The sequence below is a fragment of the Chitinophaga eiseniae genome (genome assembly GCF_012641265.1).
Classification (GTDB): Bacteria; Bacteroidota; Bacteroidia; order Chitinophagales; family Chitinophagaceae; genus Chitinophaga; species Chitinophaga eiseniae_A.
Map to the genome: position 1 here is coordinate 404,930 of NZ_JABAHZ010000004.1, position 19,336 is coordinate 424,265.

The window sequence follows — 19,336 nt, forward strand, 5'->3', positions numbered from 1 at the left end:
AAATATGACAATTATTTTGTTTTTTTGAATTCTCACAGGTTAGGCAACGATGCCTGGCCCAGTTTTTTAAAAGCCTCGTTATGAAAAAGCACTATCAGTATATCCGTACAGGTATTTTAGGAATCCTGCTTTCCGCGGGGGCAGCATCTGCCCAGAACACGGTTACTTTTAAACCGGACGCGCCTACACAAACCATCAACCGTAATATTTACGGCCACTTCGCCGAACACCTGGGGAACTGCATCTATGGCGGGTTTTATGTGGGTGATACTTCTCATATCCCCAATGTAAGCGGGGTACGTAAAGATGTAATTGCCGCCCTGCGTAAAATGAAGATCCCCAACCTTCGCTGGCCGGGAGGATGTTTTGCAGATACCTACCACTGGAAAGATGGCATAGGACCTAAAGACAAAAGACCCACCATCGTGAACACCTGGTGGGGTAATGTAACAGAAGATAATAGCTTTGGTACACACGACTTCCTCAACATGTGCGAAGAGCTGAACACGGAGCCTTATATCTCCGGTAACGTGGGAAGCGGTACCGTACAGGAACTGACCGATTGGGTACAGTATGCCAACTTCCCCGGCAAAAGCCCGATGTCGGATCTGCGCCAGCAAAATGGCCGCAAGGAACCCTGGAAAGTACAATTCTGGGGAGTAGGTAATGAAGCCTGGGGATGCGGTGGTAATATGCGTCCTGAATATTACGCCGACCTGTACAGGAAATACGCCACCTTTATGCAGGGAAACGTTTTCCGTATCGCTTCCGGCGCCAATGGCCCGGACTATAACTGGACCGAAGTACTCATGAAAAATATTCCCCATCATTTACTGCAGGGCATCGCCCTGCACCACTACTCCACGGTAGAATGGAGTAAAAAAGGCGATGCGGTAAATTTTAACGAGCAACAATATTTCGCCACCATGAAATCGGCCCTGTTTATGGACACCCTGGTGATTAAACACTGCGCTATCATGGATAAATATGATCCGGCTAAAAAAGTAGCCCTGGTGGTAGACGAATGGGGTGGATGGTACGATGTAGAAGGCGGTACCAATCCCGGCTTCCTGTTTCAGCAAAATACCATGCGCGATGCCATGATTGCCGGCGCTACTCTCAATATCTTCAACAACCACTCCGACCGGGTACGCATGGCCAATCTCGCACAGGCCATCAATGTACTGCAATCCGTTATTCTCACTAAAGGTGATGTGATGGTGTTAACACCTACCTACCACGTCATGGAAATGTATAACGTTCACCAGGATGCTACCCTTATCCCCATAGCGCTGCACAGCAACGACTATGTATATAATAACGAGAAACTGCCCGCCGTTTCAGCCTCTGCGTCGAAAGATAAAAATGGCATTACCCACATTTCACTGGTTAACATCGATGCACATAAAACGCAGGATATTACGCTGGATACTCATGGACAAGGATACAAATCCATCAGTGGCCGCATACTGGCTTCCGCCAAACTGCAAGACTATAACAGCTTTGCCAAACCAGATAATATCAAGCCGGCCGACTTCAAAGGCGCTACCCTGAAGAATAACCAGGTCAGCGTGAAATTGCCTCCGTTCTCAGTAGTGGTACTGGAACTGAAGTAATAGCTCACTGGTCAACAAACGGGTGTACACACACCCGTAATTTTTATCTCTTATAAATAAGTGTCAATATTACAATCAATATGAAGGCGTCATACGTAATAGGAGTAGACTATGGAACGGATTCTGTCCGGTCTATCATAGTAGATGTACAAAACGGGCAGGAAGTAGCCGCATCGGTATTTTACTATCCCCGCTGGAAAGATGGTCTCTATTGTAACGCAGCACAGAGCCGGTTCCGTCAGCATCCACTGGATTATGTGGAAGGGCTGGAAACAACCATCAAAGCCTGCCTGAAACAGGCCGGCAACAACGTAGCCGCCAATATCAAGGCCATTTCCGTAGATACCACCGGCTCTACCCCGGTAGCAGTAGACGAAACCGGTACGCCACTGGCACTCAACCCTGCCTTCCAGGACAATCCAAACGCCATGTTTGTACTCTGGAAAGATCATACCGCCCTGAAAGAAGCCGCCGCTATTAACGCTACTGCGGCCACTTTCGGGGAAAACTACCTCCGCTATGTAGGAGGTATCTATTCCTCTGAATGGTTCTGGGCCAAGCTCCTGCATATTCTCCGGGTAGACGAATCCGTTAGAAATGCTACGCATTCCTGGGTGGAACACTGCGACTGGATTCCGTTCCTGTTGTCGGGCGGAAAGCATGCCAGTGAACTGAAACGGGGCATCTGCAGCGCAGGACATAAAGCCCTGTATGCGGCTGAATTTGACGGGCTGCCACCAGATAATTTCTTCACCGCAATAGACCCGTTGTTAAAAGGATTTACGCAACGGCTGTTTACGAAAACATATACTTCCAGCGAAGCTGCCGGTAATCTTTGCCCCGAATGGGCAGAAAGACTGGGGCTGCCCACCAGTGTTGTGATTGGCATAGGCGCGTTTGATGCGCATATGGGCGCCGTAGGCGGACAAATTGAACCTTATCACCTGAGCAAGGTAATGGGCACTTCTACCTGCGATATGCTGGTAGCACCTATGGAGGAAATGAAAGATAAGCTGGTAAAAGGCATCTGCGGGCAGGTGCCCGGATCGGTGATCCCCGGAATGATGGGCATGGAAGCAGGACAATCTGCTTTCGGCGATGCGTATGCCTGGTTCAGCAACGTACTGGCGTGGCCGTTACAACAACTGCTGCCGGGTTCTTCGCTTATAGATCCGGAACTGGCTGCAAAGCTGGCGGCCGAAACCTCCGGCAGAATGATTGCTGAATTATCCAGACAGGCCGCCGGGATTGCCCCGGACGAGCATAGTGAGCTGGGCATCGACTGGCTGAACGGTCGCCGCACCCCCGATGCAGACCAATCCCTGAAAGGAAGTCTCACAGGCCTCAACCTCGCCACCGACGCGCCGCGCATTTTCCGCTCCGTGGCAGAATCCACCTGCTTCGGCGCCAAGGCGATCGTAGAACGTTTCGAAAGAGAAGGTGTGCCGGTGAAAGGCCTAATCGGCATCGGTGGTGTGGCAAAGAAATCGTCCTTTATCATGCAGATGATGGCCGACGTGATGAACATGCCGATCCGTATTCACCGCTCTGAACAAACCTGTGCGTTGGGCGCTGCCATGTTTGCCGCTACGGCCGCGGGACTCTTTACCCGGGTAGAAGAAGCCATGGAAGCGATGGGACAGGGATTTGAAGTAACCTACCATCCGGATACCCAACGGGCCGGCATATACGAAAACAGGTATCGGAAATATAAAGCATTGGGTGCTTTCACCGCAAATATCAACATCGATTAATTTATTGTATGCAACAGTATCAACATATCCGGCAGGCTGCCTACGAAGCTAATATGCAGCTGCCTGCGCTGGGACTGGTGATCTTCACCTTTGGCAATGTAAGTGCGGTAGACCGGCAACTGGGTGTATTTGCAATTAAGCCCAGCGGAGTGCCTTATGCGGAGTTGTCGCCCGGCAAGATGGTCATCGTAGACTTTGACGGTAAAACAGTAGATGGCCAGCTGCGCCCTTCGTCTGATACCCTCACCCATGCGGTGTTATATAAGCATTGGGAGCATATCGGCGGTATTGTACATACCCACTCCACCTATGCCACCGCATGGGCACAGAGTCAGCGCGATATCCCCATTTATGGTACCACGCACGCCGATCATAATACGGTAGATATTCCCTGCGCACCGCCCATGTCAGATGCCATGATTGCCGGTGATTATGAGTACCAGACCGGTTTCCAGATTATGGATACCCTCCGGGAACGGGGCCTCACTTACGAAGAAATTGAAATGATCCTGGTCGGGAACCATGCCCCTTTCACCTGGGGTAAAACCGCCGCCAAGGCTGTATATAACAGTGCCGTGCTGGAGTCTGTTGCCCAGATGGCGTATCTTACAGAATCTATCAACAGCAATGCTCCCCGTCTGAAAGACGCACTGATAAAAAAACATTTTGAACGTAAACATGGCCCCAATTCCTATTATGGGCAATAAACCAAACAACATGACGAATCTGAAAACTTTTGAGATCTGGTTTGTAACCGGTAGCCAGCATTTATACGGAGAAGAAACACTGAAACAGGTAGCGGCACATAGCCAGGAGATAGCAGCTTCGTTGAATAACGATGCGCGTATACCCGTTACCGTAGTTTATAAGCCTACAGTAAAAACACCAGATGAAATTTATGCCGTTTGCATGGAGGCCAATACTGCTAAGAACTGTATCGGTATCGTGACCTGGATGCATACTTTTTCGCCGGCTAAAATGTGGATCCGTGGCCTGAAAGCGCTGGCGAAACCTATCTGCCACCTGCATACACAGTTTAATCGCGATATCCCCTGGAAGGAAATAGACATGGACTTCATGAACCTGAACCAGAGCGCGCATGGCGACCGTGAGTTTGGATTTATGATGAGCCGTATGCGTATGAACCGCAAAGTGATCACTGGTCACTGGCAAGACCCCGAAGTACTGGAAGAACTGGGTGGCTGGGCCCGGGTGGCCGCCGGCTGGAACGACTGGCAGGGCGCACGTTTTGTACGCTTCGGCGACAATATGCGTTTTGTAGCAGTAACGGATGGCGATAAAGTAGAAGCAGAATCAAAGCTGGGCTTTTCCTGCAATACGCATGGTATAGGCGACCTGGTAGCAGTGATCAACAGTATTGGAGATAGCGAAGTGAATGCCCTGGTGAAGGAATATGCCGACACCTATACGATTTCCGCGGCGCTGCTGCAGGATATAGCCCTGAAAGATGCGGCCCGGATAGAGCTGGGATTGAAAGCATTCCTGGAAGCAGGTAATTATAAAGGTTTTTCCGATACGTTCGAAGACTTACACGGCATGATCCAGCTGCCGGGTATTGCCGTACAACGACTCATGAAGGCGGGTTATGGCTTTGCCGGGGAGGGCGACTGGAAAACAGCGGCACTGGTGAGAGCGATGAAGGTAATGGGCAGCGGATTAGCCGGTGGTAACTCTTTCATGGAAGACTATACTTATCATTTTGACCCGGCCAACCCGATGGTGCTGGGTTCACATATGCTGGAAATCTGCGAGTCGATTGCTTCCGGTAAACCTTCCTGTGAGAAGCATCCGCTGGGAATAGGCGGTAAAGCCGATCCGGTGCGACTGGTATTCAATGCGGCCGCAGGTCCCGCTATCAACGCTTCCCTGGTGGATATGGGTAACCGTTTCCGTTTACTGGTAAATGAGGTAGAAGCGGTATTGCCGCCACAGGATCTGCCTAAACTGCCGGTAGCGAGAGTGTTGTGGAAGCCGTATCCCGACATGAAGAAGGGCTGTACTGCCTGGATCCTGGCAGGAGGCGCACACCACACCTGCTATAGCCAGAACCTTACCTCCGTACATATGCAGGACTTTGCGGAAATGGCCGGAATAGAACTGGCGCTGATAGGTAAAAATACCGATCTCCGCGAGTTTAAAAATGAGCTGCGCTGGAATGATGCCAGTTACCGGAGTTACTAAATGCAGGCGATGGGCAGCAGGTATTTGAATAATATGGAGATGCCTGCTGCCATACCACCGCTATATCAACCGATCTTTCAACACGCATAAGCCCAATGCTGATTGCCAACTGCTAAAAGGTACACAAATTACCCGTTATGAAAAATATACTTTCCATTGGCGATATCATCGTCTTTGTTATTTATTTCGTCATCGTTGCCACCTATGGTTATTGGATATACCGGAAGAAGAAAAAAGCGGCTACTGATACAAAGGACTTTTTCCTGGCCGAAGGATCCCTTACCTGGTGGGCTATTGGCGCCTCCCTGATTGCCTCCAATATTTCAGCCGAGCAGTTTATCGGCATGAGTGGCGATGGTTATTTTGTAGGAATAGCGGTAGCCGCCTATGAGTGGATCGCCGCCATCGCCCTGATCATTATCGCCGTCTGGTTTATTCCCATCTACCTGAAGAATAAAATTTATACCATGCCGCAATTCCTGAAAACGCGCTACAATGAAACCGTGGCGCTGATCATGGCAATTTTCTGGCTGTTCCTCTATGTATTTGTTAACCTCACTTCCATTTTATACCTGGGCGCCCTGGCCATCAATGGACTGTTGGGCGGTCAATACCTGCATGTGGTGATGATTGCGCTGTCGGTTTTTGCGGTGATCATTACCCTGGGAGGTATGAAGGTAATCGGGTACACCGACGTGATACAGGTAGGCGTATTGATTATTGGCGGGTTGGCAACTACCTATATGGCATTGACCATGGTAAGCGAGAAATTCGGATTGGGACATGATGCGATGGCCGGTTTCGGTGCGTTGATGAAAGATGCGCCGGATCATTTTCATATGATCCTTGCCAAGCCAGATGCGTCCTCTTCCCAGGAATATATCAACAAATACCTGGTACTCCCCGGTATCCTGATGTATGCGGCAGGGCAGTGGATTGTGAACCTCAATTACTGGGGTTGTAACCAGTATATCACCCAACGCGCGCTGGGGGCTAACCTGCAAACCGCCCGTAACGGGATTATGTTTGCCGGCCTGTTGAAAATTATGATGCCTATTATCGTCATGCTGCCTGGTATTGCGGCGTATGTGTTGCAAAAGAATGGGCATTTACCAGGCCTGGAAAGTAAAGATGGAGCGTATGCCGCCATTCTCGGCTTTTTGCCTTCCGGCCTGAAGGGATTGTCGATAGCCGCGTTAACAGCTGCGATCGTAGCTTCCCTGGCAGGTAAGGCCAACAGTATCTCTACTATTTTTACCCTGGATATTTATCGTAAATACATCCGCCAGGATGCCTCAGAAGCCAAGCTGGTGTGGACCGGCCGCATTACCGTGGTAGCAGCCATGGTGATGGCTATCCTGTTTACCTGGAATGATCTGTTGGGCATAGGCGGGGCAGGTGGATTCACCTTCATCCAGAAATATACCGGCTTTATCAGCCCCGGCGTATTTGCCATGTTCCTGCTGGGTATGTTCTGGAAACGGACTACCGGCGCAGCAGCGGTGGCAGGTATTGTTACCGGTTTTACCCTTTGCGTGTTCTTCAACCAGTTTGCGCCGGCAGTGCTCGGAAATGAAACGATTTTCTATACTGCTTACCCCAATGGTAAAGGCGGTTACGAAATTCCTTTCCTGATCTGTATGGGCCTGGCTTTCCTGTTTACCATGATCGTGATGATCGCTATCAGCCTCGCGGGACCAAAAGTAAACCCGAAGGCATTTGTATTCGACAAGGGCATGTTCAGGATCAGTCCTGCTACAACCGTATTGATCGTTGTAACGTTACTGTTACTATCGGCTTTGTATATACGTTTCTGGTAATAGCTGCGGCGACTATCTTTTTTAGCCCCGTGTTTCGCGGGGCTAAACTTAATTTGTATTTTTATTGCTTAATCAATCGCTATGAAAAGATATTCGCAGCAAAGTCGCTTATTATTCGCTGTTGACTGTATTATTTTTGGATTTGACGGACAAGAGCTGAAATTGCTGCTGATACAAAGGGGCTTTGCGCCTTTCAAGGGCCAATGGAGCCTGGTGGGCGGATTCGTACAGGAGATTGAAAGTGCGGAGGATGCCGCCAGCAGGGTGTTGAAAGACCTCACCGGGCTGGATGGCATTTATATGGAGCAGCTGCATACGTTCAGTTCCCCTTCCCGTGATACGGTAGAACGTACCGTATCGGTGGCTTATACTGCCCTGATTGATATACAGAAATATAAACAACAACTGAACGAAGATTTCCATGCTGTGTGGTTTCCTATTAACCATCACCCGGAGCTGATCTTCGATCATAAACAGATGGTAGACCAGGCCAAGGAAAAGCTGCGGTATAAAGCTGCGCTGCATCCATTGCTGCTGGAGCTGCTGCCGGGTAAGTTTACCATCCCGCAACTGCAACACCTCTATGAATCGGTTTATAACGTGGCCTTCGATAAGGGTAATTTCAGCCGTAAGATCCTGTCTACCAAGTTGCTGGTAAAGCTGGCAGACAAAGATAAGCTCAGCTCTAAAAAAGGCGCTTTTTACTACAAGATAGACCGTAAAAAGTATAACGCTAATTTCCATGCTTTCCTCAACTTTGTACCGGATCCACATGTATTGGCCGCTACAAACGGGGCGTAAGGGAAATATAAGTTTTTACGTGTTGGATAAACAATTAAAAAACTTCCGTAACTTAGGCCCACGCAATGTAAGGGGATAGTGAACGTGTTCTTCGGAACACTTTTTTATACGATTTTTTATAATTGTTTATTTGACAATTAATAAGAGATGCAATTAATACCTGGTATAAGTTTTTAAAACACCGTATATGAAATGGACGACTGTATTTTTGCTATCGTCCCTTTTTTTTATTTTCGCGGCCATTGGCCCGCTACTCCGGAAGCAGGAGTAAGAAAAAAGCAATTACCACATATGAGAACACAACGTATGATGACAACAGCGGCTTTGTTGATGGGGATGTATACCTTCCCGTCGGTAGCGCAACAGCCACTGCAATTTACCGTAAAGGCCAACGAGGTAAAAGCGCCCGTAGCACCCCATATGTGGGGGATTTTCTTTGAAGATATCAACCTCAGTGCAGATGGTGGTATTTATGCAGAACTGGTGAAAAACCGCTCCTTCGAATTCAACGCTCCCCTGATGGGCTGGAATATCCCGAAAGAAACGGCGGCTAACGGAAATGTACTGGTGGTGAACCGTCATGATACACATCCATCCAATCCCCGGTTTGCACGAATAACAGTAACGGGCACACGTAGTTTTGATATGGTGAATGAAGGCTTCCGTGGCATGGGTATTAAAGCCGGTGAGCAATATAATTTTTCCCTATATGCCCGCCAACAGGGCAACACACCGGTAAAGATCAGGGTAGCCCTGGTGGATGAATCCGGGAAGGAGATCGGCAATGCAGCGGTATCGCCCGTGGGTAGTGAATGGCAGCCTTATAAAGCGTCTTTTACCGCATCGGCCACCGTGGCCAAAGCCAGGCTAAGAGTGGAATTCAGCGGTCCGGGTATCCTCGACGCCGATATGATTTCCCTGTTTCCCCAGCATACCTGGAAGGAGCGTAGTAATGGGCTGAGAGCTGACCTGGTACAATTGCTGGCCGACCTGCATCCCGGTTTCCTGCGTTTCCCCGGTGGTTGTATTGTAGAAGGAAAGGAGCTGACCAACCGTTACCAATGGAAGAAAACCGTTGGCGATGTGAACGACCGCGAACTGATCATCAACCGCTGGAATACGGAGTTTGCACACCGCGCCACACCGGATTATTTCCAGTCGTTCGGATTGGGATTCTTTGAATATTTCCAGCTGGCAGAAGACATCGGTGCGTCGCCGCTGCCTATTCTCAACTGCGGTATGGCTTGTCAATACAACAGCGGAGAAGTAGTGGCTGTAAACGAGCTACAGCCTTATATCCAGGATGCGCTCGACCTGGTGGAATTTGCCAATGGCGATACCCACACCAAATGGGGCGCATTGCGTACCAAAATGGGACACCCCGAGCCGTTTCACCTGGAAATGCTGGGCGTGGGCAACGAACAATGGGGACCCCAGTACGTGGAACGCTATACTATTTTTGCAAAAGCCATCAAAGATAAATACCCCGACATCAAGCTGGTGAATAGCCTGGGGCCCAGTCCCGACGGCGATAAATTCGAGTTCCTGAATGATACGCTTCGCCGTCTGAATGCCGACATCCTGGATGAGCACTACTACAGCTCTCCCGAATGGTTTTTGAGCAACGCAGGTCGCTACGATCATTACGACCGTAAAGGTCCTAAGATCTTTGCCGGCGAGTATGCAGCGCATACCAAAGACAATGGCGCCAATAAAAACTCCTGGCAGGCCGCCCTGGCGGAAGCTGCGTTTATGACAGGCCTGGAGCGTAACACTGATGTAGTGACGATGGCCTCCTATGCACCGTTGCTGGCGCATGTAGATGGCTGGCAATGGGCGCCGGATCTGATCTGGTTCGATAACCTGCGGTCTTACGGTACGCCCAACTACTATGTACAAAAACTCTACGCCAACCATAAAGGATCGGAGGTAGTATCCATGCTGAAAGGAAACCAGGTAATCACCGGGCAAGACAGCGTATATGCTTCCGCAGTACTCGACAAAACTACCGGGGAGCTGGTGCTGAAAATGGTGAATGCCGCTGCTACGCCAGTTCCGGTGGAAGTAGCTGTACGGGGTGTGAAAGGGCTGGCTGCCAGCGGTCGCCTTATTACGCTGCAAAGCAACGATCTCCAGGCGCTGAATTCATTGGAAACGCCTACCCATATTGCGCCCACAGAAAAGACCATCGACACCCGCCACAAAACGATTAAAACTACCATGGCGCCCTGGTCTTTTTATGTGATTCGCACGAAGATAAATCCGTAGTTGTCTTTTGACATATGTTATAACCGTTGACAAACCGTCAACGGTTTTTTTATTCTGGTAAAGCTAAGAACGGCCCCCATTCAATGGAAGAATGGGTGGCCGGTGGTGCATTAATCCTTGATCATCCTGCATCCGTACAACGGACCAGCACTGTTGTTGGCCTTGGGCACAAAGCGGATCTGTACCTGTTGTTTGCCTTGAGTGAGGTGCGCCGGGATAGGATAAGAGATATCGTAGAAGCGGCTGCCTTTGTACTTGTTGATATCTTCCGTGGCAATAGTAGTACCGTCTACCACGATATCGAAGGTTCTGCCGCGGTTATCCATACCCCAGTAGGTACATTGCAATGTATGCGCGGCTTGTGGGTCTACTTTCATGGTAAAGGCAAAATATCCTTCCGGCCAGGCGATGCGCCATTTGCGGCCATGCTCTTCTTCAGTAGTAGTTTTTTCGCCGGTAAAATTATGATCGCGTTCGGGCTGCATTTCACCCGGGCGCAGGATATCGGTGGTACGGGCGTCCAGCTCCTGCTGCTTTTTCTTTTCCGCGGCATATACTGCCTGTTGTTGTTTCCAGCTATCGGGACTAAATACATCCCAGTACACGGTGTAGTACTCATTCCGGGTGGTGTTGAAAGGCACCAGGGTAACATCCTGTGGCTGTCCGGTACCGGCGGAACGGAAGCTGAGTTCACGGCTGTCGGCACGCTTGATCCAGGTATCTGGAGTTTGATTGGCTGTTACTAATACGGGCACTCCACTTACCGGGTCGGGTTCTTTTTCTCCCAGTATGCCAGACAACAGTACAGGACCATAGAACAGCGCCTGGCGATTAGGATTGTCGGGCATTGCCTCTGTATATACATCGGCTGGTAAAGTCAACAATACCCGGTCATTGTTTTTCCAGGTACGGGTGATAGTAAAATAGCCGCTTTCATCTGTTGTCAGCGGTACCTGTTGTCCGTTTACCTGCAGGCTGATACCGGGGCGTGCCCAGGCTGGTTTGCGGATACGGAGGGTAAAGGCGCTGGTTTTCCGGGTACTAACGGTAAGGGTTACACGGTTATCTGCCGGCAGACTGGTGGTCTGCGTTACGGTAATACCTTTTTCTTTCCAGTTTAATACAGAAGGGATAAAAAGGTTCACATACAGGCTGCCGTCTTCGCCGCGATAGTAAATGCTTTCACCATATTTTACATGGTTTTCCATACCGGATCCCACGCAGCAGGTGAAGGTTTCAAATTCGTCGCTGTATTCTTTATGACCGCCCATGCGAAGAGGCACAAAGTAGCACATCATGCCGGTTTCGTGGTTCTGGGAAGCCAGGATATGGTTGTACAGCGCCTTTTCGTAATAGTCCATTAACCGGGCTTGTGGCGACAAGGCAAACAGGTGTCTTGTCAGCTTCAGCATGTTATAGGTATTGCAGGTTTCGGTGGTATTGTCGGTTAACGCGTCGTTCAGGTGCCGCGCAGGGCCAAAGTATTCGTAGTTGCTGTTTCCCCCGTTGGCATAGGAATGATCCCGGGTTACCACTTCCCAGAAATATTTAGCGATGGCAGCATCCTTTGCATCTTTATTCAGTTCGTACCTGCGTATGCTGGCAATGGCCTTGGGGATCTGGGTATTGGAATGTTTACCCGGTAAAATATCTCTCCCGATAGCCAAAGAATCCAGGATACGTTTATCATAAAAGCGATAGGAGAGATCCAGGTATTTTTTATCGCCGCTGAGGGCGTAGGTATTGGTCAGTGTTTCTGCCATGCCGCCATATTCACAGATCAGCATTTTTTGCATCTGCTCTTCCGAGAGATTTTTTATGATGTGGCCGGTCCAGTCGGCCAGGCGTTTATTTACTTTTAGAGCAGTGGCATTGTCGCAATACAGCCAGGCATCCAGCAGGCCGGCCATAATTTTATGCACGGTATACCAGGGCGACCAGCCGCCGTTCAAGTCAAAGCCACGGGAGCGGATATCGCCGGCAGCAATCTCTGACCATAATTTATTATCGTTGGGGAAAGCGCCAATGTAACCATTCTGCCGTTTGTCCTGGCAAATAGCCAGCTCACTTACGAGGTAGTTAACCCGGTTCAGGTACGCGGTATCTTTAGTAGCGGCATATTGCATGGCGCAGGCCGAAAGGTAATGTCCCATGGTGTGACCCGCCAGGCCACCGGTTTCCCAGCCGCCATATTGTTTGCCCTTCGGCTCCAGGCCAGCGTTGGAACGGAATGCCGACAACAGCCTGTCGGGATCTATTTTAAGCAGATAATGTGCATCAGCCAGCATGGCGGTTTTGAAGGGACCATCAGATAAAGTAACATCCGATATAGGAAAAGGATATGCTTTAATGTCTACAGCCGGCAACACTTTCATCTTACTTTCTTTCCATCCGGGAACATAGGATTGTGCCTGCACGCTGTAATGGCTTTGCAGGCCGCCCGCCAGTAACAGGCAGGGAATGATCAGTCTTTTCATGTCGTCAATGTTTAACAAGGCTAAAGCTAGCTACCACCCCGTATACTTACTTTTTAATTATTGACAGATAGTACACGTATTTTAATCAATCGCGTTTTTAATTGTTAGTTTGACAGTAATTTTAAAATAAATTTATTTGATTGTAGCAAGATTATCCCGATATTTAGACACTCTTTTTCACTTAATACCAAAATACGTTATGGATATGAACTTAAAGGCATTGTCCGCCCTATTGATTTCCGGTGGAACCCTCATTGCATCCTGCAATAATGGTGCAAGTACCAAAAAGGAAGATAAGGACTCCACATCAACTATCGCCACTATCAGCCCTGCTGCTCCCGTTAAATTCGGACAGTCGGATGGCCAGGAGGTGCTGCAATACACCCTGAAGAATGCCGCTGGCATGGAAGTGAAAATACTGAACTATGGCGGTATCATCACAGATATTATCACCGCTGATAAAAATGGACAGAAAGGCAACGTCGTTTTATCCTACGACTCCCTGTCCGGCTACCAGCAGAAAGGCCAGCCTTACTTTGGCGCGCTGATTGGCCGTTATGCCAACCGTATTGCTGATGCCAAATTCAAACTGGATGGTAAAGAATATTCCCTGGCAGCCAATGACCACGGTAATACCCTCCATGGTGGCCTCAAAGGCTTCGATAAGGTAGTATGGGCCGCCACACCAGCCGGCGACAGCAGCCTGCAACTTACCTACACCAGCAAAGATGGAGAAGAAGGCTATCCTGGTACCTTACAGGCTACCGTGGTGTATACACTCACCGCTGATAATGCACTGCAAATCAACTATAAGGCTACCACCGATAAACCAACACCTATCAACCTCACCAACCACGCTTACTTTAACCTTTCTGCAGGCAAAGACAGCACCATCCTCGGACATGAACTGTCGCTCAAAGCCAGCCGCTATACGCCGGTAAATGATAAACTCATTCCTACCGGTAAACTGGATCCGGTAAAAGGTACGCCTATGGACTTTACCGCCCCCAAGAAAATTGGTACGGATATCGACAAGGTAAAAGGTGGTTATGATCACAACTGGGTACTGGATAAGAAAGGCAACGAACTGGAAACCATTGCTACGCTATATGACCCTGCCAGCGGTCGTTATATGGAAGTGGCTACTACGCAACCCGGTATCCAGTTTTATACCGGCAATTTCCTGGATGGTACGCTGGCCAATACCCGCGGCGGACAAAAGTATGGACAACATGCGGCCCTCTGCCTGGAAACACAACACTTCCCTGATTCTCCCAATCAGCCATCATTCCCCAGCGTGGTCCTGAAACCAGGAGAAACATTTTCACAGACTACGGTATACAAGTTTTCTACTAAATAATAATGCACTTAAAATAAAAATCCCGGTGGCTACCTGCCACCGGGATTTTTATTTTAGTAGAATGCCGGTTAATAATTCGGATTCTGTATCAAAGTGCCTTTACTTCTGTCGATTTCTGTCTGCGGCATCGGGAAGAAGTAGTTCTTTGGACGGGTAAACTTGCGGGGGGCGCCACCACGGGTCACCACCGAGCCATCGTAGGCCAGTTTAGGCTTGGCGTTGATGGTGACGATATCTACCAGTTTAGCTTTGTCCCACCGCAGCAGGTCCTGCTGACGCTCATTTTCACCGCATAATTCTACCCGGCGTTCATGCATCAGTTCTTTCATACCGGCATTGGTAACGGCCGGCAGCGTGGCGGAAGCACGTTGACGTATGGCTTTGATTTCCGCATCGCCGGCGCCAGGGCCATTGAGGCGGATCTTAGCTTCGGCTACCAGCAGGTAGATGTCGGCCGAACGCATCAACGGCGTTTTTAAGGAATAGTCTAAACCACCGGAAGGCTTCCAGGCGCAGAATTTCTTATAGTGATAACCTGTCCAGGAGGCATCTGCATTGTAGGTAGCAATACCGGTACCGATGTTTACCTGGTCGCCGGGTTGCATAATACAGATATTTTTGCGGGGATCGCCGGCTTCAAATTCATCTACCAGTCCTTTGGTAGGGTAGAAGAAGCTCCAGCCATTCCAGTTCCTGGGTGCGTGATAGGTGATGAAGTCGGAATAACCGCTACCATCCACGGTTTGAACGGCCAGCAGCATTTCGCTGTTGTTGCCGGTGGCTACGCTGAAATTATCTGCATAGCGGGGCGCCAGTTTGTAGTTGGCATTGGTAATCACTTTATTACCAAATTCAACGGCTTTATCCAGCTTTTCCCAGTTCATGTACAGCTTGCATAATAAGCCCCAGGCAGTACCTTTACTGACGCGGCCCTTATCACCGTCGCCGTAGCTTTCGGGCAACTGGTCGGCGGCAGCCAGCAGGTCGGTTTCGATCTGGGCGCGCAGTTGGTCGGCGCTTACTTTAGGTTTATTGTAGTTGGATTTTATCACATCGTCCTCTGTAACCATCGGTGCTTCGCCATAAATCAACAGCAGGCGCCAGTAGGCGAAGGCGCGGAAGAAATGGGCCTCTCCAAGGCAACGGTTTTTAATAGCCGGGTCTATATCGGTTATTTTAGGCACGTAGATCAATACGTTGCTGGCGCGGTTGATCGTTTCATATTTCCATCTCCAGCCTACTTTTACACTATAGGTAGATGCATCATAGCTATAATCTTCGATGGCTGCATCGTAGTCGTGGTCGCCACCGCGTACCTGGTCGTCGGAGCAGTTGTCGAAAACAAACTCGTTAAAACCGGTATAATCTTCTTCCAGTAACACGTTATAGATACCGGTAACGCCGTCTACGGCATCGCTCTGGTTGCGCCAGTAGTTGCCGGTGGTATAATTCCCCTTAGGTTTTACATCGAGCACGCTTTTACAGCCTGCCATAAATAATGCGGAAAATGCGAGTATATATTTGATCCGTTTCATGATAATTCAATTTAAGTTCCCGTTAATCAGAAGTTGAGTGTAGCGCCGAAAGTAAAGGTCCTGGCCTGTGGATAGGCCGCTACATCTACACCTCTTTGCCTGTTGCCATCTTTGGTACCGTTAACGTTATCAGTGGAGGTGCTGTAACCCAGTTGTGGGGTAAGCCCGGAATATTTGGTGAGGATGAACAGGTTTTGTGCCGCTACATACACATGGATATCGGAAATGCCGCTACGGCCCCAAACTTTAGCCGGGATGGTATATCCCAGGGACGCATTTTTGAGGGCAAAGTAGTTACCATTTTCCACGAAGCGATCAGATACGCGGTTGTTCTGGTTAGCATTGCCCAGGGTCATGCGGGGTACGGAGTTGCTGGTACCTTCGCCATGCCAGCGGTTAAGCGCATCGGCGTACATGTTGTATGGATAGTTGGGATCCATGCCCTGCATTTTATCGGCGTTATAGAGTTTTACGCCGCTTACACCTGCAAAGGACAGACTCAGGTCAAATCCTTTATAACCGGCGCTGGCCTGGATACCATATACCATTTTCGGATTGGGGCTGCCCAGGTTAACGCGGTCTTTTTCATTGATGATACCATCGCCGTTGGTGTCTACGAAAATGGCATCGCCGGGTTTGATATTATCCTTGTTGGGATCATTTTTAATATTAGGATCGTTCTTGATTTGCGCATCGTTTTGATAGATACCATCTGTTTTCCAACCGTAGTAGGAGGCGAGTGGCTGTCCTACATAGGTACGGGAAATTTCCTGTCCCTGGCGGCCATAAGGGGTAGAGCCGATATAAGAGGTGGGATCATACAGCTTGGTCACTTCATTCTTGATGAAGGAAGCGTTGGCACTGATGTTATAGTGAAACCGGTCATTACCGCCCTGGTAGCTGGCTTCCAGTTCCCAGCCTTTGTTGTTCAGCTGTCCCAGGTTACGGTCGGGGATACCGGAAGTACCATGCAGGTCCATTTCTGGTGCTGGTACCAGCATGTCGCGGGTTTTCTTGTTAAACCAGGTGATGGTGGTGTTTAGGCGGTTGTTGAGGAAACCTGCTTCCAGGCTGATATTGGTCATTTCTGCTTTTTCCCAGGTAATATCGGGGTTGGCTAAGCGGGAGTTCCATACGCCGGTGTATGGGTTTTCGCCGAAGTTATAGCGTCTGTCTTTGTCGATAGGCGCCAGGTATTGGAAGTCGGCTACGTTTTGGTTACCGAGTTGTCCCCAGCCGCCGGTGATTTTCAGGTTGCTGATGGCTTTCACGTTATCCTTGAAGAAGGTTTCGTCCGAAACGCGCCATCCTGCGGAGAAGGCGGGGAAATAGCCCCAGCGTTGGTCGGGTGCAAACCGGGAGGAACCGTCGGCGCGGAAGGTAACAGTGAGCAGGTACTTGTCTTTGTAGCCATAGAAGCCCCTTACAAAGCCGGAGGCGATGGCGTTGGAGGCGTAGTAGTTACCGGTTGCATCGTGGATATCGTTACCATTACTTAATACCCGTTGATCCAACGCTTCGTCGTTATAGCCCCAGCGGTCGCCCCGGAACCAGGAACCATTGAAGGTTTGCTGGGAATAGCCACCGGTGAGGGTGATGTGGTGCACTTGTGAAAATACCTTGTTGTATGTCAGGAATATTTCACTGAGCTGGTTGTTGTTGGTTTCATTGCGGTTAAATAATTCGGCGTGGTCGCGGGCCCTGGTTTGATCCAGCACTTTAGGTGCAAAGCTGTACTGGTTGGCCATGGAGCCATCGAAGCCGAAGTTACCGCGGAGGGTGAGGCCATCGGTGATTTCCAGTTCGCCGTATACGCTGGCCAGCATGCGGTAGTTTTTAATCCACGTATCGGTGGTTTCCGCGGTGTATACCGGGTTGTTGATATCGCCCAGTTCATTGCTGGCTTTGGAGCTGCCATAGCTACCATCCGGGTTATGCACCGGAATGGCCGGGTTGAAGCGGAGGGCGCTAAAGATAAGGCCGGTCTGGCTGGAATAGGTATCCGGACCGCTGCTTTTCTTGTACGTAAGCTGCATATTTTCACCTACTTTAAAACGCTTGCCCAGCTTATGTTCGGAGTTGATGCGAACCGAGTAGCGTTGAAAATAGGAGTTGGTGATGATACCATTTTCTTTGTAATATCCTGCGCTGACCAGGTAGTTGGAGCTGCTGTTGCCGCCGCGCAGGCTTACGTCTGCGTTGGTGATATCGCCGGAACGTAACAGGGCGCGCTGCCAGTCGGTGCGCTGGGTAGAATAATACGCATCTTTCCAGATGGCTTCTACCGGCACGCCATCGTTGGTATAGCGTTCCTGTTTGAGCATGGCCAGTTCGGGTGCGGTAAGCAAGGGAATATAGCGGACGGTGTTGGAAGCGCCCCGGTATAAGTTAACGGAGGTTTTCAGTTTTTCACCATAGTTACCTTTTTTGGTGGTGATGATCACTACGCCATTGGCGGCCCGGGTACCATAGATCGCGGAAGAGGAGGCGTCTTTGAGTATTTCCATGGAGGCAATGTCGTTAGGGTTTACATCACTGAGGCCGCCGGCGGGGATTCCATCGATGATGATCAGTGGGTCGGCGTTGTTGATGGTACCGGTACCACGTATACGAATGGAGGGGGTGCTGCCGGGGGCGCCATCGGAGCGAACGATGTCCACACCGGAAACGCGGCCCTGGATGGCTTGTGCGGCATCCGGTACCGGTATGTTTTTAATATCAGATCCTTTCACGGAAGCAATAGTACCGGTCACATCTCTACGGGTTTGTACACCGTAACCTACTACCACTACTTCTCCCAGGCCTTTGGTGGTGGCGGCCAGGGATACATTGATAACTGTTTTGTCGCCGATGGTGATCGTTTGCGGTTCATAGCCTATAAACGTGAACAAAACCGATTTAGCACCCGCTGATAAAGAAAGGGTGTAGTTCCCTTTTGTATCGGTGATGGCGCCGCTGCTGGTGCCGGGTGCGGTTACGTTTACGCCGGGCAGTCCCTGCCCGTCAGCTGCTCCGGTGACTTTCCCGGTAATGGTCTTTTGGGCAAAAGCCGTGCTGGCAGCGGCACATAAAAAGACCATCAGAAAGCATAATTTTCCAGTGAATGAATACCTCATGATAAAATGAATAAGACGTGAATAGAAGAAACGTGATCGCAACAGTTATACGGCTTGTTCTTTCTGTTGTCGCTTTGCTGTTTTTTGGCGGTGATAAAATAAAATTTGCTAAATCGTTTTTGCGATGTTGCCTGTTTTTTTGTTGGCGTAATATGGTTTTTAATGTGGACGAATAATGATTGCTAAATTGTTATGGCACGTTGCTGTTGTAGGTTATTATTAGATTTAGATGCTGATAAACGGGTGTACAAAAACGGGATGAAAGCTGGTTGACATGGTTACACGATTAGCATTTTCACAGTTCTACAGATGGTGACCACACCGCAAATGATCAGTTTATTGTTGGTATTACATTCCCACAGTACACACTTCACAATGGTTGGCTCA

11 protein-coding genes are annotated in these 19,336 nt (G+C 49.5%); 8 read left to right on the plus strand and 3 right to left on the minus strand.

All coding sequences use genetic code 11. The annotated features are described in order from the left end of the window. The first annotated feature begins 80 nt into the window (after nucleotides 1–80). From HGH91_RS18705 to HGH91_RS18735, 7 genes are all read left to right on the plus strand, one after another. A complete protein-coding gene (locus tag HGH91_RS18705) occupies nucleotides 81–1,616 on the plus strand; it encodes an alpha-N-arabinofuranosidase (RefSeq protein ID WP_168740329.1) in 1,536 nt (511 codons plus the stop codon). 80 nt (nucleotides 1,617–1,696) lie between these two features. Next, nucleotides 1,697–3,370, plus strand: coding sequence for a ribulokinase (locus HGH91_RS18710; protein WP_168740330.1), 1,674 nt, complete (start codon nucleotides 1,697–1,699; stop codon nucleotides 3,368–3,370). An 8-nt stretch (nucleotides 3,371–3,378) separates the two neighbouring features. Beyond that, nucleotides 3,379–4,077 carry an L-ribulose-5-phosphate 4-epimerase gene (locus HGH91_RS18715; RefSeq protein ID WP_168740331.1) on the plus strand — a complete coding sequence of 233 codons (699 nt, stop codon included), beginning with the start codon at nucleotides 3,379–3,381 and terminating at the stop codon, nucleotides 4,075–4,077. Between the two features lie 10 nt (nucleotides 4,078–4,087). Next, nucleotides 4,088–5,572: an L-arabinose isomerase gene (gene araA, locus HGH91_RS18720; RefSeq protein ID WP_168740332.1), complete on the plus strand. Its 1,485-nt coding sequence runs from the start codon at nucleotides 4,088–4,090 to the stop codon at nucleotides 5,570–5,572. A 137-nt stretch (nucleotides 5,573–5,709) separates the two neighbouring features. Beyond that, nucleotides 5,710–7,392 (plus strand): sodium:solute symporter family transporter, encoded by a 1,683-nt coding sequence (locus HGH91_RS18725; protein WP_168740333.1) that lies wholly within the window; start codon nucleotides 5,710–5,712, stop codon nucleotides 7,390–7,392. Nucleotides 7,393–7,473: 81 nt separating this feature from the next. After that, a complete protein-coding gene (locus HGH91_RS18730; protein WP_168740334.1) occupies nucleotides 7,474–8,193 on the plus strand; it encodes an NUDIX hydrolase in 720 nt (239 codons plus the stop codon). A gap of 291 nt (nucleotides 8,194–8,484) precedes the next feature. Then, nucleotides 8,485–10,461, plus strand: a complete 1,977-nt coding sequence (locus tag HGH91_RS18735) for an alpha-L-arabinofuranosidase C-terminal domain-containing protein (RefSeq protein ID WP_247651772.1) — start codon at nucleotides 8,485–8,487, stop codon at nucleotides 10,459–10,461. A gap of 110 nt (nucleotides 10,462–10,571) precedes the next feature. Here HGH91_RS18735 and HGH91_RS18740 read toward each other — a convergent pair whose 3' ends face one another. After that, the gene (locus HGH91_RS18740; protein ID WP_168740335.1) at nucleotides 10,572–12,938 is read right to left on the minus strand and encodes a glycoside hydrolase family 127 protein; all 2,367 of its coding nucleotides are present in this window, start codon (nucleotides 12,936–12,938) and stop codon (nucleotides 10,572–10,574) included. Nucleotides 12,939–13,137: 199 nt separating this feature from the next. Between HGH91_RS18740 and HGH91_RS18745 the strand changes: the two genes are divergently transcribed. Beyond that, complete coding sequence (locus tag HGH91_RS18745; RefSeq protein ID WP_211092353.1) at nucleotides 13,138–14,298, plus strand: aldose epimerase family protein; 1,161 nt, start codon at nucleotides 13,138–13,140, stop codon at nucleotides 14,296–14,298. Nucleotides 14,299–14,366: 68 nt separating this feature from the next. Here the strand turns inward: HGH91_RS18745 and HGH91_RS18750 are convergent, their stop codons facing one another. Together HGH91_RS18750 and HGH91_RS18755 are read right to left on the minus strand one after the other, a co-directional pair. Then, nucleotides 14,367–15,833 (minus strand): RagB/SusD family nutrient uptake outer membrane protein, encoded by a 1,467-nt coding sequence (locus HGH91_RS18750; protein ID WP_168740336.1) that lies wholly within the window; start codon nucleotides 15,831–15,833, stop codon nucleotides 14,367–14,369. Between the two features lie 26 nt (nucleotides 15,834–15,859). Further along, nucleotides 15,860–18,913 (minus strand): SusC/RagA family TonB-linked outer membrane protein, encoded by a 3,054-nt coding sequence (locus tag HGH91_RS18755; RefSeq protein ID WP_168740337.1) that lies wholly within the window; start codon nucleotides 18,911–18,913, stop codon nucleotides 15,860–15,862. Nucleotides 18,914–19,336: the final 423 nt, after the last annotated feature.